Genomic DNA, 16,279 nt, shown 5'->3' with positions numbered 1-16,279 from the left:
CCGCCGGGTGCCGCCTCTGTTTAAGCGATTTGGAAGGACCTTTTCATGGTCAGTTTTGGCGGGCTCGCCCGGAAGTTGCTCGGTTCGTCGAACGATCGCGTCGTCAAGCGCTTTCAATCCCGCATCCAGGCGATCGCAGCGCTCGAAGACGAGATGGCGCGCCTGTCCGACGACGAGCTGCGTGGCAAGACCGAAGCCTTCAAGGCGGAGCTTCAGAACGGCAAGAAGGTCGACGATCTTCTGGTTCCGGCCTTTGCCGTCGTGCGTGAAGCCGGCAAGCGCGTGCTCGGCATGCGCCACTTCGACGTCCAGATGATCGGCGGCATGGTCCTCAACCAGGGCTCCATCGCCGAGATGAAGACGGGCGAAGGCAAGACGCTGGTCGCGACCCTCGCCGTCTATCTCAATGCGCTCGAAGGCAAGGGCGTCCATGTCGTCACCGTCAACGACTATCTGGCCTCGCGCGACGCCGAGTGGATGGGCCGGATCTACCGCTTCCTCGGCCTCACCGTCGGCATCATCGTTCACGGCATGTCCGACGAGCAGCGCCGCGCCGCCTATCACTGCGACGTCACCTACGCGACGAACAACGAGCTCGGCTTCGACTATCTGCGCGACAACATGAAGTATGAGCGCGGCCAGATGGTCCAGCGCGGGCACCATTATGCCATCGTCGACGAGGTGGACTCGATCCTGATCGATGAGGCGCGCACGCCGCTGATCATCTCCGGGCCGCTCGACGATCGCTCCGACCTCTACAAGACGATCGACGGCTTCATCCCGCAGCTCGAACCCGCCGACTACGACATCGACGAGAAGCAGCGCACGGTGACGTTCACCGAGGACGGCACGGAGAAGCTGGAGCGGCTCCTGGAAGCCGCCGGCCACCTGCAGGGTGCCTCGCTCTACGACATCGAGAACGTCGCGGTCGTCCACCACGTCAACAACGCGCTGAAGGCCCACACGCTGTTCCAGCGCGACAAGGACTACATCGTGCGCGGCGACGAGATCGTCCTGATCGACGAGTTCACCGGCCGCATGATGCCGGGCCGCCGCTTCTCGGAAGGCCTGCACCAGGCGCTCGAGGCCAAGGAAGGCGTGACGGTCCAGCCGGAAAACCAGACCTTCGCCTCGATCACCTTCCAGAACTACTTCCGCATGTACAAGAAGCTGTCCGGCATGACCGGCACGGCACAGACGGAAGCCGCCGAGTTCGGCGACATCTACGGTCTCGACGTCATCGAGATCCCGACCAACCTGCCGATCCAGCGCCTCGACGAGGACGACGAGGTCTACCGGACCTTCGAGGAGAAGTTCCGGGCGATCGCCAAGGAGATCCAGGAGGCGGCCTCGCGCGGCCAGCCGATCCTCGTGGGAACGACCTCGATCGAGAAATCCGAACTTCTGGCCGACCGGCTGCGCCGCGAGGGCATGAAGGACTTCCAGGTCCTCAACGCCCGCTATCACGAGCAGGAAGCCTATATCGTCTCCCAGGCCGGCGTTCCCGGTGCGGTGACGATCGCGACCAACATGGCCGGCCGCGGCACCGACATCCAGCTCGGCGGCAATGCCGACATGCGCATCGCCCGCGAACTCGGCGACATGCCCGAAGGGCCGGAACGCGAGGCCAAGGAAGAGGCGATCAAGGCCGACATCAAGCGGCTGAAGGCCCAGGCTCTCGAAGCCGGCGGGCTCTACGTTCTCGCCACCGAGCGCCACGAAAGCCGCCGAATCGACAATCAGCTCCGCGGCCGCTCCGGCCGCCAGGGCGACCCAGGCCGCTCGAAGTTCTATCTGTCGCTTCAGGACGACCTGATGCGCATCTTCGGGTCCGAGCGCATGGATTCCATGCTCACCAAGCTCGGCCTCAAGGAGGACGAGGCGATCGTCCATCCCTGGATCAACAAGGCGCTGGAAAAGGCCCAGAAGAAGGTCGAGGCTCGCAACTTCGACATCCGCAAGAACCTTCTGAAATACGACGACGTGATGAACGACCAGCGTCGCGTCATCTTCGACCAGCGTCTCGAAATGATGGACGCCTCGGCCACCGAACTGAGCGAGACCATCTCGGACATGCGCCACGAGACAATCGAGGCGCTGGTCTCCCGGCACATTCCGGAAAAGGCCTATCCCGAGCAGTGGTCGACGGCCGAGCTTCAGGCCGAAGTCGCCGAAACACTCAATCTCGACTTGCCGATCGCCGAATGGGCCGCCGAGGAGGGCATCGCCGAGGACGACGTCCTGCAGCGGATCGAAGCCGCCGCAGATGCGGCTGCGCAGGAAAAGACCGAGCGCTTCGGCGCCGACGTGATGACCTATGTGCAGCGTTCGGTGGTCCTGCAGACGCTGGACGGGCTGTGGCGCGAGCACCTCGTCAATCTCGACCATCTGCGCTCGGTTATCGGTTTCCGCGGCTACGCCCAGCGCGACCCGCTGAACGAGTACAAGTCGGAAGCCTTCGAGCTCTTCCAGGCGATGCTCGGCAATCTGCGCCAGCGCACGACGCGGCAGCTCGCCTTTGTCGAACTCGTCAGCGCCGAAGATCAGGCGATGCCGGAGGCGCCGGACGTCGAGGCGCATCACCTCGACCCCGACACCGGCCTCGACGAAATGGGCAGCGGCTACTTTCCGACGAGTGCCATGGGCGATCCGGCCGACCGCTCGGCCTTCGACCCCAACGCCCCGGAAACCTGGGGCCGCGTCGGCCGCAACGAGCCGTGCCCCTGCGGCTCCGGCAAGAAGTTCAAGCACTGCCACGGCGCGTTTGTTTGAGCGTCGCGAACGGCTGCTCGTCCGGCCACTGCTGTCACGCGTCCGATTATAGTTAGCCGCGTCCCGCCAAAGCTTCGTCATCCCGGCCTTGAGCCGGGATCCATGCCTCAGCATGGAAGACGCCGGGACGGTGCCGAAGGAGCATGGTCCGAGACGGCGCGGCAACTGAAGAGGCTTGGCATGGATCCCGGCTCAAGGCCGGGATGACGCGGTTCCCATGTCGCAAAGACAAAGGCATACGGCCCGTGGAAACAGCGCCGAGAGCCTCCTGCCATCAAAGACCAGGCTACTCCGCCGCCTCGCTCCCGCCCATAATTCCCGTCCCCGCCTTCCTCGCATAGCCGCGCGGCGTGTAGGCCCAGCGCTTTCCGTCCCCCGTGGCAACCACCCGAGTGTTGGTCGAGCCGACGATGACGACGGTCAGCATGTCGACATCGTCCACATCGAGTCCCGACAGGGGAACGATGCGGATGGTCTCGCCGGGACGGCCGAGATTGGTCGCGAGCACGACGGGCGTGTCTGCCGGCCGGACCTTCAGGAGCGCATCCCGGGCGAAGGCAAGCTGGGTGCGGCGCTTCTTCGAGACTGGATTGTAGAAGGCGATGACGAAGTCGCCTTCCGCCGCCACCTTCACGCGCCGTTCGATATCCTCCCAAGGCGTGAGCAGGTCCGAAAGCGAAATCGTACAGAAGTCGTGCCCCAGTGGCGCGCCGACCCGTGCCGCCGCAGCCTGAAGCGCGGAGATGCCGGGGGCGCACTGGACGGCGATGCGCCGCGCCGCGTCGGAGAGATCGCCGCGTTCCAAGAGCTCGAAGACGAGCGTCGCCATGGCGTAAATGCCGGCATCCCCGGAACAGATAAGCGCCACCGTCCTGCCCTCGCCCGCCAGTTCCATGGCGTGGCAGACCCGCGCCTCTTCCCGGCCGAGATCGAAATCGTGACGGGTCTTCTTTTCGGCCAGGTGCCCCAGCAAGTCGAGATAGAGCGAATAGCCGACGAGGTCGGTCGCGGCCTGAACCATGCGGCTCGCTTCCGGCGAGCGCCAGGCTTCGTCTCCAGGCCCGATGCCGACGACGAAGAGCGTGCCCCGGGCCCGGCCGACCGTTGACGGGTCGATCGGACTCGGCGCTTGTCCGAGGGCAGCCGTGACGCGCTGCGACTTGCGTTTGGGTAACTGCAAGGCACCGTCCGATCCGACAGCGGCGAGCGCAGACCCTTCCGCGACGCCATGACACCCGACCTCGCGAAAGACGATGTCGGAGGGGTTTTCGAGCCGCGGCGTCTCCGCTTCAAGCGTTGCGGCTGAGAAGAATCGGGCGGGCACGCCGAAATGGTCGGCCACCGCATGAACCGCCGTCTCGTCGGCTTTCACGTCGAGGCTTGCCACGGCGGCGAGCGAAAGCGGGCTGACGCCGGCTTCGGCCACAACCGCTTCGGCGAGCGCGATCGCCTCCTGCGGGGGCGCACCTCGCTCGGCGCCCAGCCCCAGAACGAGGCTCTTCGGGCGATAGAGTAGTTCTTCGGCTTCAGGAGCGCGAGCGTCGCTCGATAGGGTCAGGCGCACCTCGCCTCTGTCCGAGAAGCCTATGCGAGAGGCCTCCAGCCAGGGTGCCCTGCCCGTGAGCTGCGCTTCGGCACCGGCCAGAAGCGCCGCCATGAGACGCTTGGCATCCTGCGGGTTTTCCAGCGCATAGCCCTGTGGCGGCTGATCTAGCGCGACGCCGAGCTTCAGATCGCCGGCGGTGGTGATCGCGGCAAAGCCGTCGACGGCCTCGGCGATCTTGCGCGCAAGATCGTTGGCGCCGTGATGCCCGCCGAGCAGTGGCACGACCGCCGATCCATCCTCGGCGACGGCAATCACGGGCGGCTCGCTCCGCTTGTCGGCCAGAACCGGCGCCAGAATGCGGATCAGCGCGCCGGAGGCCATGATCCCGATGATTGGCCGCCCGTCGGCGAACAGCCGGCGCAGGAGGTCGGCCGCTGTCTCGTCGGTCTCCGACCGTATGGCGGCTTCGATCGTGCCGCCGATGGCCGCGGCGATGGTCTCGGCCAGCGGCCGGGCTGTCTCCGAGAGAATGACGACTGCCGGATTGGTCGAGGCAAGAGACTTCACGCGCGCATTCCCTGCTTTCGGTTCGCCCGCGCTTCGGCGGAAAAGCTCTCGACGATCACCCGCTCGGCTCCGCGGTAGCCGAGGATCATCGAGAAATACGGCGCTTCGCCCGAAACCTCGCGAAGCGGCATGACCCGCTCCTCGGCGAGCGTCACCCGCTCGCAGTAGAGGCAGCAATCGGTGAGGCCGAGATCTTCGAGCAGGGCCCGCACGCGGTCGAAATGCCGGCCGAGCTTCATGATGACGAAGGCTTCCGCCGCTTCGATGCGGGCGGCGAGCGCGGTGTCGTCAAGCGGCCCCGGCAGCACCGTCAGGGCATCGTTGCGCGCGGCGAGCGGCGCAAAGGCCCGGGCCGCGGCTGCCATGGGCGAGGCAACGCCCGGCACGATCTCGCCGGGGTAGCCGCCGGACAGCCGCTCGAAGAGATACATGAAGGAGCCGTAGAAGAACGGGTCGCCCTCGCAGAGCACCGCGACGTCGCGCCCGGCATCGAGATGACCGGCAATCGCCCGCGCGGCCTCGTCATAGACCTCGGCAGCGGGAAAGCGCGCGACCTGCATCGGAACCACGATCGGGATTTCCACCTGTTCGGGCCGCAGGAAGTCCGCCACGATCGAGCGGGCGAAGCTCGTGCCGTGGTCGGGCGCGGGATAGGCCACAACCGGGGCAGCCTTCAGGAGACGCAGGGCCTTCAGCGTCAGGAGCTCGGGATCGCCCGGTCCGACGCCGAGGCCGTAAAGCCGGCCGGTCTGGTTCATGCAGGCCGCTCCGCTGGGGCCGCAAAAGGCTTCTCGACATGCCAGTGAACCACCGGCATGGACGGCTTGAAGCCGCGATAGGGCCCGACCGGTTCGGCACGGTCGACGGCGACCCGCATCAGTTCGCCGCCAAAGCGGGCGTGGAGATCGATCAGCACCGCCTCGGATTCGAGCGTCACCGCATGGGCGACCAGCCGCCCGCCGGGACGCAAAGCCTCAAAGGCCGCGTCAAAGACGCCGTCGGACAGCCCGCCGCCGATGAAGATCGCATCCGGCGCGGTGAGCCCCGCAAGGGCCTGCGGCGCCTCTCCCTCGATGATCTGCAATTCCGGCACGCCGAGCGTGGCGGCATTCTCGGCAATCATCCGGCAGCGCTCGGGCTTCGGCTCGATGGCCACGGCCTGAGTGCGGGGCGCGGCGCGCAGCCATTCGATGGCGATGGAACCGGCGCCGGCGCCAATGTCCCAGAGCCTCGCCCCGGGAAGCGGGCACAGCGTCGCGACGGCGAGGGCCCGGAGCACGCGCTTGGTCATCTTGCCATCGTGGACGAAAGCGTCGTCCGGAAGGCCCGCAGTCGTCGGGCGCGGCGTCGCCGCACGCCCCGCGACGCATTCGATGCCGACGAGGTTGAGGTCGGCTTCGTCGGCAAGGTCGTAGCCGGCGGCGACCGTTTCACGAATGCGCTCGTCGGCTCCCCCGAGATGCTCCATCACGGTCAGGCGGCTTTGACCGAAGCCGCGGCTGGTGAGGAGCCGGGCGATCGAACGAGGCGAATCCTTGTCGGCGGACAGCACAAGCAGCCGCTCGCCCGGCGCCAGATGGCGCGCGAGCTGGTCGACGGGGCGTCCATGGACGGTCAGGCATCCTGTCGACTGAAGGGGCCAGCGCAGCTTCGCCGCAGCCAGGGAGAAGGCCGATTGCGCTGGCAGAATCCGCATGTCCTGCGGCTCGAGATGCCGCGCCAGCGTCGCGCCAACGCCGAACCACATGGGATCGCCCGTCGCCAGCACGACGGTCGGCTGTCCTGCATAGCCCATCAGCCTTCGAAGGGCGTCGGCGAAGGGCGTCGACCAGACGATGGTCTCGGCGCGCGTCTCGCCGAGAAGCCTCAGGTGCCGTTCACCGCCGAAGATGACGCTTGCGCGATCAAGCGCGGTCAGGGCCTCCTGCGAGAGAGAGGCAAGCCCGTCATCGCCCATGCCGACGATCGTCAGCCAGGGCGCCGTGCGGGCCTCCGGCGCAGGCTCATCGGCCGATGGAGAGCGGCCGGCGAGCCAGGGGCGAACGGGGTCGCTCATGTCTTGTCCGCCCCGATGGCAAGCGCGTTCACGGCGGCCGCGGCCAAGGCGCTGCCGCCGCGCCGGCCGGTGATTGTGACGAAGGGCACGCCATGGGAATCTTCCGCCAGTGCCGCCTTGGATTCCACCGCACCGACGAAGCCGACCGGCACGCCGATGATCAGCGCCGGCTTGGCCGCGCCGGCCTCCAGCCGCTCCAGAAGACGGAAGAGCGCCGTGGGTGCATTGCCGATCGCGACGATCGCTCCCTCCAGGAGATCGTCTGTCCACAGATCGACCTGGGCGGCCGAGCGGGTCGTGCCCTCGCGCTCGGCGATGCGCTTGGTTCGCGGATCGGTGAGCCGGCAGACGATCTTGTTCTGCTGCTTCAGATTGGCGGAGATGATGCCATGGGCCACCATTTCGGTGTCGCAGAGGATCGGGGCGCCAGCAGTCAGCGCTGCATGGCCGGCCGCGACGGCACTGTCCGAGATTTGAAGATCAGCGGTAATATCCGGCATGCCGCAGGCGTGGATCATGCGGATGACCAGGGACTCGGCCTCGGCCGGAAGCGCGGTCAGGTCAGCCTCTTCGCGGATGATGCGGAAGCTCTCCTCGTAAATCGCCGCCGGATCGCGAAGATAGCTCGCGCCGGATCCGCCGATGGCGTCGAAATTCGGCTCGCCGCCCGTGGCGGCGGCCATATTGGCTTCCTTGAGCTGGTCGAGCCCGACGATCCAGCCCTCCTCCGCCAAAGCTGACGCCTGCTCGGCCTCCGAAAGGTTCGGCGGTGTCGCCAGGAGATGCTCGAAGCGGCCGGCGACGTCGAGGCGCGCGAAGAGCTCGACCATCGTCTCGACCTGCGCCTCGTCGAGACAGGACTTTTCGCCGCGATCGATGTCGAGAAGACCCGGATAGACTTCGCCGAGAACGATCGGCGCGGACAGATCCTGCGCAAACCTCGTCTCGAAGGGCCAGACGGCGATCTTGCCGGCGAATTCGGGATCGCGGCGCAGATGTTCGAGCCGGGCCATGCCGGTGATCGCCTGGCTGCCGACCGAGCCGGTGAAGTTCAGCTTCCAGACCGGCTGCGCCTTGGCGGTGCGGGCTTCCGCCATCCGCTTTTCGGGCAACTCGGTCGGATAGGGATCGGGCTTCGTCACCGACAGGTCGGGGATCACCTGATGCATCGGGCGGCCCCAATACATCGGCGCGAAGGCGAGCCGCTCGCGGTTGAGCCGGCCCGTCACCTCGAAACGATTGGAGAAATTGTCGTCGCGGTCGGTCAGCGTCTCGGCGAAATAGGCCCAGAGCGCGCGCCAGTCCGCCTCGCGGGCGATGGCCGCCGCGGCCCCGGCCGGATAGCCGAAGGGAAAGTCGAAGCCGGCAAAGACCCTCGCATCCTCGGCGAGCGCGTCGCGGAAGAACTGCCGGAGCCGCGCCATGGCTGCCGAGCGGGTCGGCGGATTGACGGTCTCGACCAGTTCGACATCGCTGCCGGACCGGGTAGCGAAGGCGATCCAGATGGAATCCTTGCCGGTGGTCGGCGTGTTCGCAGCCGACCAGTCGATGATCGCATAGCGGTCGAAGAGAGCCATCGCGTCGGTCGTCTCGCCTTTCGAAACCAGGAAGCGCCGGGATCGCCCCGTCGCTTCGAAGTTCTGGTTGTTTGCACGACTTTCATCAAGTCATGCACCGTTTTCCCTGTGGGCTCCAGCCCTGCCGGTGCGGCTTGTCTTACCGCATCGATTGCGGGCCCAGCGGGTGGTCGGCATGGGGATAGGGATGGTGGTGATGCCCATGGTCGTGCCCGTGACCCTGTCCATGCCCGTGATGATGGGCATGATGATGGCCGTTGCCGTCGTGGGCGTGGTGATGGTCGTCGCCGCCATGGACGTGATCATGACCATGGTCGTGGCCGTGATCATGCGTGTGCTTGGCAGGCGCCGTGCGGCAGGCGCCGGTGCAGCTCTGGTCGCAGAGGTCGCAGTCTTCCGACGAGCCGATGCCCTCCACATGGTGGTGGTGGCTCTCCTGGGCGAGGCCTACCTCCGTCTCGAAGCCCAGAACCTGCTCGCGATATTTGCACATCTGGCAGTTCATGGTGTTGGTGCCTTCGAGGATCTCGTTGAGACGATCGACGAAGGTCTCGACCACGAGATCGTGGGCGCCGAGATAGGAGGCCTTGAGGAAGCGGATGTCGGGGTGGCGGGCGGCGACATTGTCGGTCTGGTCGTAGATGCGGCGCACCAGAACGCCGGTGAACAGGAAATAGGGAAACACCACGATCCGCTTGTAGCCGAGGCGTGCGGCATGTTCGAGGCCGGGCTCGACCAGCGGGAAGGTCACGCCCGAATAGGCGGTCTCGCCCCAGCCGAAGCCGAAGCCCTCCCACAACATGCGCATGACCTTGGACACGTTGGAATTGGCGTCCGGGTCCGAGGCACCGCGCCCGACGACGACCAGCATCGTGTCGTGCAGCGGCTCGCCCTCCTGCCAGCCGTCGGCCACCAGACATTCCTTGATGCGGGCCCCTGCGGCGCGCAGCATCTTCGGGTCGATGCCGAGTTCGCGGCCATAGGTGATCTTCGCACCGGTCTCGGCGGCGTAGGTATTGAGAACCGAGGGAATGTCGTTCTTGGCGTGGCCGGCGGCGAACAACATGCCGGGCAGCGCCATGATCTCGGAAGCGCCGCTCTCGCGCAGCCGGTCGAGGCCGTCGCGGATGACCGGACGGGCGAACTCTAGATAGCCGTAATCGGTGTTCCAGTCCGGCAGCCGGTGCTTCAGCTTCTCGGCAAGCCCGGCAAATTCCCGGACCGCGCCCGCGTCGCGGCTGCCATGGCCGCAAAGCATCAATGCCTTCATCGTCGATGATCCTCCTTGTTCGTCGATGACGCCGGAGGTCCGTTCAGCCACCATGGCCGAAGCAGATCGTTCCGACAGCTCCGGCCTGGTCCCCTGTTTGGGTCGACCGCCCCGGAATCGCTTTCAGCCCGTGGAGGGCCTGTCGTCATGTCGTGTTGGGGGTAGATGGCTTTTGCGGCGCGGTCAAACGCCGAATTGCTGCCGGCGGTCGGCGGTCGGCGACGAGCCGAAGCGCTAGGCGGCGCTTCCCGCCGCGACCGAGCCTTCGCCGGCCACCAGCGCCTTGAGCGCGTCGGCCGGCATCGGCCGGGCGAAGTAATAGCCCTGGAAATAGCGGTAGCCGAGTTCCTTGAGGACGGCGACCTGTTCGGCGCACTCGACGCCTTCGGCGGTACATTTGAGTTCCATGGCACTGCAAAGCACACGGATCGACTGCAGGAGGTTGCGGCCTGAAGGCGAAGCGTAGTCGCTCATGAAACTGCGATCGATCTTGACGCGATCGATCGGCAGACGGTGGAGATGGCTGAGGCTGGAATAGCCCGTGCCGAAATCGTCGAGAGCGACTTCGGCACCGAGCGAGCGCAGAAGCTGAATCGCGGCTTCCGCCGCCTTGAAGTCCCGGATCACCGCGGTCTCCGTCAGTTCGAAGATCAGCCGGGACGGGTCGATGTCGGCCTTTCGCACGAGGGTGACGAGGGCGAGGATCGTGCCCGAATTCGTCACGTCATGGGCCGAGAGATTGAACGAGAGCTTGATGTCCTGTGGCAGGGTCGTCGCGACGCTGAGAGCCTTGCGGAACAGGACGAGGGTCAGGTCGTGGATCAGCCCGGCACGCTCGGCCACCGTGACGAAGACGTCCGGCCGAACGTCTCCGAGAACTGGGCTGGCCCACCGACCGAGCGCCTCGACCGACACAATGCGATCGCTCGCACCATCCAGTATCGGCTGAAAGACGACAGACATCTCCGCGTCCAGATCGATCGTGCGCATCGTCGCTTCGACCGCGCGGTCCGACTGGATCCGGGTTTCGTGGTCGGCGGAATAGATCGTCACCCCGCCGCGATTGCTCGCCTTGGAGGTATAGAGCACATAGTCGGCGCGGTCGTAGAGTTCGTGAGCGCCCTGCCCCGCATCCGGATAGGCGGCGATACCGCACGACGCCCCGATGGTCACGGACAGGCTGCCCATCTCGAACGGCTCTTCGATCATGGCACAGATCCGCATCGCGATTGCTTTCGCTTCAAGCGCATCCACACCGGCGAGAAAGGCGAACTCGTCGCCGCCGAGCCGAGCGACCGTCATGTCGGCACCGGCGGCACTGGAAAGGCGCTCGCCGATCGCCTCGAGCAACCGGTCGCCCACCACATGGCCGTAGGTGTCGTTGATCGGCTTGAAGCGATCGAGATCGATCAGGCCCACCGACAGTACCGCGCCGGCGTCCGCAGCTTGTTCGATGCGGCGTTCGAGTTCGTTGAAGAACTGGCGTCGATTGGGAAGGTTGGTGAGCGGGTCGGTATGCGCCATGCGCAGATTTTCCCGGCTGAGCCGCTCTGTCTCGCCCTTCGAGAGGATGAGTTGCTTGAAGCCGGCGAAATTGTTGAACACGACCTGAAGCATCACGCCGGTCACCAGCAGAATGTTCAGCCCGACCGCGACGAAGACGGTCTCGCCCATGCTCAGATAGACCGCGAGATAGGGGACGGTGACGATGACCGTCACGATGACGGCCGCCTGCGGCAGATTGGCAAGGCACAGAATGCAGCCGATGACCGTGATGGCGATGAAGATCGCCACATGGGCGTGTTCATAGGGGCCACCGAACTGATTGAGGTTCAGCGCCCAGGCGACGTATCCTGCCGCGAGGACGGCGGCTAGCGTGACCGTCATGCCAAGCTGCTTGCGGGCATCCTTTGCTTCGATGGTCCTGCCGCGGCGGGCGACCCAGACGAACAGCCGGATCACCGAGGCCAGCACCAGGGCGCCCGGCACCAACACCGTCGACCAGAATGGTGCAAGACCGTGATGGGTATAGGCGACCGCAACGGCATTGACCGCCAGAAGCGCGTAAAGCAGCGGAACCTGCCGCTGCAATTCGGCGAACTGAGCCAGGACCAGGCCGCGCGATACGTTGCGCAACCCGAACCAGGCAACAAGCTCGGTGAGTCTCATGACGACGTCCCCAAGTGATCTGGGGACTATCCTCGGGGAAAGGCCTTAAATTCGTGTAGACGAGTGAGGTCCCCTGACTTCGATCGTTGTGTTTCCGACATGGGGCGTTGCGTCATGCCGGGTGGTGTCGCATCTCGGCCACGGTCCATTCAGCAGATTGCGACAGGTCTTGGACGCCGCTGCGGCAGTGGCGGGTTCCTGTCGAAAAGTCGTTGAAAAGGTTAAAGACCAAGCGCCACGGTGCTTGTCTGCAGATCGTGCGCGAGGCAGGGTCCGCCCGTTCCTTCCTCTCAGCGGCCCCGAGGCAAACGGCGCGATGATCCGGTTACTTCACACGGCGGACTGGCAGATCGGCAAACCCTTCGGCGGGTTCGAGCCGGAACTCAGCGGCGTATTGCGAGCCGAACGCGTTGCCGCGGTGGGCCGGATCGCCCTCCTTGCCGAAGAACGGCGCTGCGATGCCGTGCTCGTGGCCGGCGACGTCTTCGACGACAATTTCGTGCCCAACCGGGACGTCAACAGAACGATCGACGCCATGCGCGGCTTTTCCGGCCCGTGGGTTCTTCTGCCCGGCAATCACGACGCCGCTCTTTCAGTCAGCGTCTGGACGCAGTTTCGCCGGCTGGCGGATCAGGTGGGACTTCGCACGGCAGTCATTGCGGACAAACCAGAGATTCTGACACTTTGCGACGGTCGGCTCGCCATGCTTCCCGCCCCCCTCACCCGCCGCCACGAGGCAGCCGACGTCACCGAATGGTTTGACGATGCACGAACTCCGCCCAAGGCCATCCGGGTCGGCCTTGCCCACGGCTCTCTCGCCAACCGCCTGCCGGAAGCGGCCGAGGCGCATAATGTGATCGCCGAGGACCGGGCCTTGCTGGCCCGGCTCGACTATCTGGCACTCGGAGACTGGCACGGCTTCGTCGAAATCGCGCCGAAAACCGTATATGCTGGCACGCCGGAACCCGACCGCTATCCGGCCAACGCACCGGGTCACGTCGCGATCGTCGAGATCGATGCGCCGGGCGCTGCGCCGCGTATCGAGAAGGTGCGGGTGGCCCGCTTCGACTGGCGCCGCCTGTCCCTGCGTCTCGACGGCGACATCACGGCCCTCGAAGAGGCCCTGAGTGTTCTCCCGGCGCCGGGCGATACGCTGATCCATTTGACCCTTTCGGGAAGTCTGCCACTGCGCGACCGCGTCGCGCTGGAAGCCTCCCTGTCGGCATGGCGCGATCGGCTCTTCCATCTCGAAATCGAGGATGCGGACCTCTTCGACGAGCCGGACGAGGACGATCTCGACGCGATCGACCTCAGCGGCTTCGTGCGCACCGCCGTGGAGCGGTTGCGCGCCAAGGCGCAGGATGCGGCCGATCCGGAGCGCGCCGCTGCCGCGCGAGCGCTGCGCATGATCTATGTCGAGCACCGGCGCCTTGCCGGCGCGGCGGAGCGCTGAGCCGCCATGTATCTGAAATCACTCAAGGTCGAGGACTTCGCCTCCATCGCCCATGCCGAACTCAGCCAGTTCTCGGCCGGGCTCAACATCGTCGTCGGCGACAATGAAGCCGGCAAGTCGACGCTTCTGAAGGCATTGCGCGCGGCCTTTTTTCAGAAGCACCGCGCCGGCGGCGAGGCGGTAAAGGAGTTTCAGCCCTATCAGGGCGGCAACCGCCCGCTGGTCGCCGTCGAATTCACGCTGGACGGTGTCGACTATCATCTGGAAAAAGCCTTCCTGCAACGCCAGTCGGCCGCCTTGTCCTGGCCGGGCGGCGCGCTGTCCGGCGATGCGGTGGAAGATCGTCTGGCCGAACTCCTGCGCTTCCAGCACACGACGGCTCGCAAACAACGCGAGGACGACTTTCGTGGCGCCTTCGGTCTTCTGTGGGTTGACCAGGGCCGCTCGGTGCGGGGTCTCGACATCGGCGCCGGCAGGGACGCCCTCACCGCCTCGCTGGAGGGCGAGGTCGGGCAGATGCTGGGCGGCGAGCGCGGCCGCGGCCTGATCGCCGCCGCCAAGGAGCTGGAAGGACGCTTCTTCACGGCGACGGGCAAGGACAAGATCGACTCGCCCCTGAAGGTCGCCCGCGAGGAATATCGCCGGATCGAGGAAAGTCTCACCCTCAAGCGCGAAGCCTATCGGGAGCTCGCCCAGAAGATCGACCGCCTCGCAGATCGCCGCAAGCGGCTGAAGGATTACGAAGACGCAGGCACTCTCTCCAAGGCAGAGAGCGCGCTCGCCGAAGCCGAAGCGGCGGCGCACAAAGCGGGCGAGCGCGACCGGGAATGGCAGACGGCGGCCTCCGCGCTGAAGCACGCCGAGGCGATCCGCCAGGCGGCAGAGGCGAGACTCAGGCAGCGTGACGCGCTCGCCAGGAATGTCGATACGACGCAACACTCTCTCGACGACGCCCTCCGCCTGTTCGCCGAAGCGGACGGCCAGCTGCGCGAGGCAAACGCCGAGCTCACCGAAAGGACGAAAGAGCGTCAGGCCCTCACGGAGGCCGAACGCCAGGCCGCTCAGCGCCACGAAGCGTTCCGCCTCGCAGGAGAGATCGAGCGGGAGACCGATCGATTGGCCGAGCTGACTCGCGCCATCGCCGTCGCCGAAGCCCTTGGCCAGGAGATGGTCGAAAAGCGCCGGGCGGTCAGCGCGATCGGCCTCGACGAGGCCGCTGTCGCGGCGATCGACAAGGCCGAGCAGCGACGGCGCGACTGTGAGGTGAAACTCACTGTCGCGGCCCCGACGATCAGCTTCGCGCCAAGCGGCGACGGCAAGGTCGTCGCGCCGTCCGGGGAGAGATTGGCGGCGGAAACCGCAATCGCGGTCACCGAGCCGACTTCGTTCAAGCTGGAAGGCTTCGGTTGCGTCACCGTCGCGCCGGGCGGCAACGCTGCGAGCCTTGCCGAGGAGGAACGCGCGGCGAAGGACGCCCTGACGCGATTGCTGGCGCGCCATGGCGCCGCCTCCCCCGAAGAGGCACGGGCGAAGCTCGCCGAGGCAAAGACGCTGAATGGCGAACTCGCCGCGGCAAAGGCGCAGATCCGCGCGCTGCTTCCCGACGGACTCGACGAGGCGCGGGCCAGGCGCGAGGCGGTGGAGGCCGGGCTGACGCGCCTGAAGGCGCAGAAGGCGGAGCTTGCGATATCATCGGATCAGTCGATGCCGGGCGAGGCCGAGCTTCGCGCGACGCTCGAAACCGCCCGCAGGAATCGGGTCGAAGCCGAGAGCAGGGAACATGCGGCGCGGCGGCTCATCGAAGGCTTGGCGATCCGGCGCGGCACCGCCGAGAGCGAAGTCGCCAGACTGACTGCCGAGCGGGATCGGCTCGGCGCCGAGCTCTCTGCTGCGGAAGCCGAAACGCCGCGAGCCGGCCTGAGTGCGGCGCTCGGACGGGCCGAGGCCGATCGTGAAGCCAAACAGGCGCAGGTTGACCTGCGCGATCGCGAACGCGCCGAAAGCAATGTCGAGGCGGCCCGACGCGAGGTGGAGGATCGCCGCGAAGCCTTGCGCCGGATCACCCAGAATCTTCAGGCGCTGCGCGACGAAACCCTCTCGCTCGAAGGCGAATTGCGCGCCGAGGGTGGCAATGCGATCGGCGAGGACATCGCGCGCATGGAGGAGGAACTCGTCCCGCTCTCCAAGAAAATCGAGCGGCTCACGCTCGAAGCCGAGGCATCGAAACTCCTGAGCGCGACCCTCGCCACAGCCCAGCGCGAGGCCCGCGAACTCTGGCTGGGGCCTATCAAGGCGCGCGTCGCGCCGTATCTGCGGCTGCTGCATCCCGAAAGCGAGATCGATCTCGACGAAGAGACGCTGGAGATCAGGGCGCTGCGGCGACGCGGGGTGGAGGAGCGCTTCGAGCGGCTTTCCGCCGGGGCCCGTGAACAGGTCGCCGTCGTGGCGCGGCTGTCGCTCGCCCATGTTCTGAAGGAAGGCGGCCACCCCGCCGCGGTGATCCTCGACGATGCGCTGGTCAATACCGACGAGATGCGGCTGGAGCGCATGCACCGGGTGCTGCGCGAGGCCGCGCGTGAGCTCCAGGTGATCGTGCTGACCTGCCGGGAGCGGGATTTCCGCGATCTCGGCGCGCCGATGTTCCGGCTTTGAGACCGGAAGGGATGAAGCGGCCTCCCCGACTGTGACGCAGCCGACGCGGGACGTCTTTCGCTTGGCACGAAATGTTCGTGAAACATCGTGGAAATATGTAGCTGCTAGGCACCGGGCGTCGTGCAGGCGCCATGCCCTCGGGTTTACGGTTACGGCATATTCGCTAAGATGACGGAGATTTTGGTTCTCGCGGCACGGTCGGATGCGGCGCGTGTGG

The 16,279-nt window shown here is 66.2% G+C and carries 9 protein-coding genes; 3 read left to right on the top strand and 6 right to left on the bottom strand.

Annotation, left to right across the window (positions count from 1 at the left end):
- Positions 1 to 45: 45 nt before the first annotated feature.
- Positions 46 to 2,772: a preprotein translocase subunit SecA gene (gene secA / locus MF134_RS15155; RefSeq protein WP_255340299.1), complete on the top strand. Its 2,727-nt coding sequence runs from the start codon at positions 46 to 48 to the stop codon at positions 2,770 to 2,772.
- A gap of 286 nt (positions 2,773 to 3,058) precedes the next feature.
- Here the strand turns inward: secA and cobJ are convergent, their stop codons facing one another.
- The 6 genes from cobJ to MF134_RS15125 all read right to left on the bottom strand — a co-directional run bounded on the left by cobJ (position 3,059) and on the right by MF134_RS15125 (position 11,957).
- Positions 3,059 to 4,885, bottom strand: a complete 1,827-nt coding sequence (cobJ, locus tag MF134_RS15150; protein ID WP_255340298.1) for a precorrin-3B C(17)-methyltransferase — start codon at positions 4,883 to 4,885, stop codon at positions 3,059 to 3,061.
- Positions 4,882 to 5,643: a precorrin-2 C(20)-methyltransferase gene (gene cobI, locus MF134_RS15145; RefSeq protein ID WP_255340297.1), complete on the bottom strand. Its 762-nt coding sequence runs from the start codon at positions 5,641 to 5,643 to the stop codon at positions 4,882 to 4,884. The genes cobJ and cobI overlap by 4 nt, the downstream gene beginning before the upstream one ends.
- Positions 5,640 to 6,941: a precorrin-6y C5,15-methyltransferase (decarboxylating) subunit CbiE gene (gene cbiE, locus MF134_RS15140; protein ID WP_255340296.1), complete on the bottom strand. Its 1,302-nt coding sequence runs from the start codon at positions 6,939 to 6,941 to the stop codon at positions 5,640 to 5,642. Before cbiE ends, cobI begins: the two co-directional genes overlap by 4 nt.
- A complete protein-coding gene (locus MF134_RS15135; protein ID WP_255340346.1) occupies positions 6,938 to 7,624 on the bottom strand; it encodes a precorrin-8X methylmutase in 687 nt (228 codons plus the stop codon). Before MF134_RS15135 ends, cbiE begins: the two co-directional genes overlap by 4 nt.
- A gap of 1,033 nt (positions 7,625 to 8,657) precedes the next feature.
- On the bottom strand, positions 8,658 to 9,788 hold the full coding sequence (locus MF134_RS15130; protein ID WP_255340295.1) for a sirohydrochlorin chelatase: 1,131 nt from the start codon (positions 9,786 to 9,788) through the stop codon (positions 8,658 to 8,660).
- Positions 9,789 to 10,022: 234 nt separating this feature from the next.
- Positions 10,023 to 11,957 (bottom strand): putative bifunctional diguanylate cyclase/phosphodiesterase, encoded by a 1,935-nt coding sequence (locus tag MF134_RS15125; RefSeq protein ID WP_255340294.1) that lies wholly within the window; start codon positions 11,955 to 11,957, stop codon positions 10,023 to 10,025.
- Between the two features lie 316 nt (positions 11,958 to 12,273).
- Here MF134_RS15125 and MF134_RS15120 point away from each other — a divergent pair, with 316 nt between their 5' ends.
- Both MF134_RS15120 and MF134_RS15115 read left to right on the top strand, forming a co-directional pair.
- Positions 12,274 to 13,410: a metallophosphoesterase family protein gene (locus tag MF134_RS15120; RefSeq protein ID WP_255340293.1), complete on the top strand. Its 1,137-nt coding sequence runs from the start codon at positions 12,274 to 12,276 to the stop codon at positions 13,408 to 13,410.
- A gap of 6 nt (positions 13,411 to 13,416) precedes the next feature.
- On the top strand, positions 13,417 to 16,062 hold the full coding sequence (locus MF134_RS15115) for an AAA family ATPase (RefSeq protein ID WP_255340292.1): 2,646 nt from the start codon (positions 13,417 to 13,419) through the stop codon (positions 16,060 to 16,062).
- The last annotated feature ends 217 nt before the right edge of the window (positions 16,063 to 16,279 follow it).

This window comes from Jiella marina, assembly GCF_024359545.1.
In the GTDB taxonomy this organism is placed as follows: domain Bacteria; phylum Pseudomonadota; class Alphaproteobacteria; order Rhizobiales; family Rhizobiaceae; genus Jiella.
The sequence above is the reverse complement of the archived record's forward strand: the minus strand, read 5'-3'. Positions and strand labels throughout refer to the sequence as shown.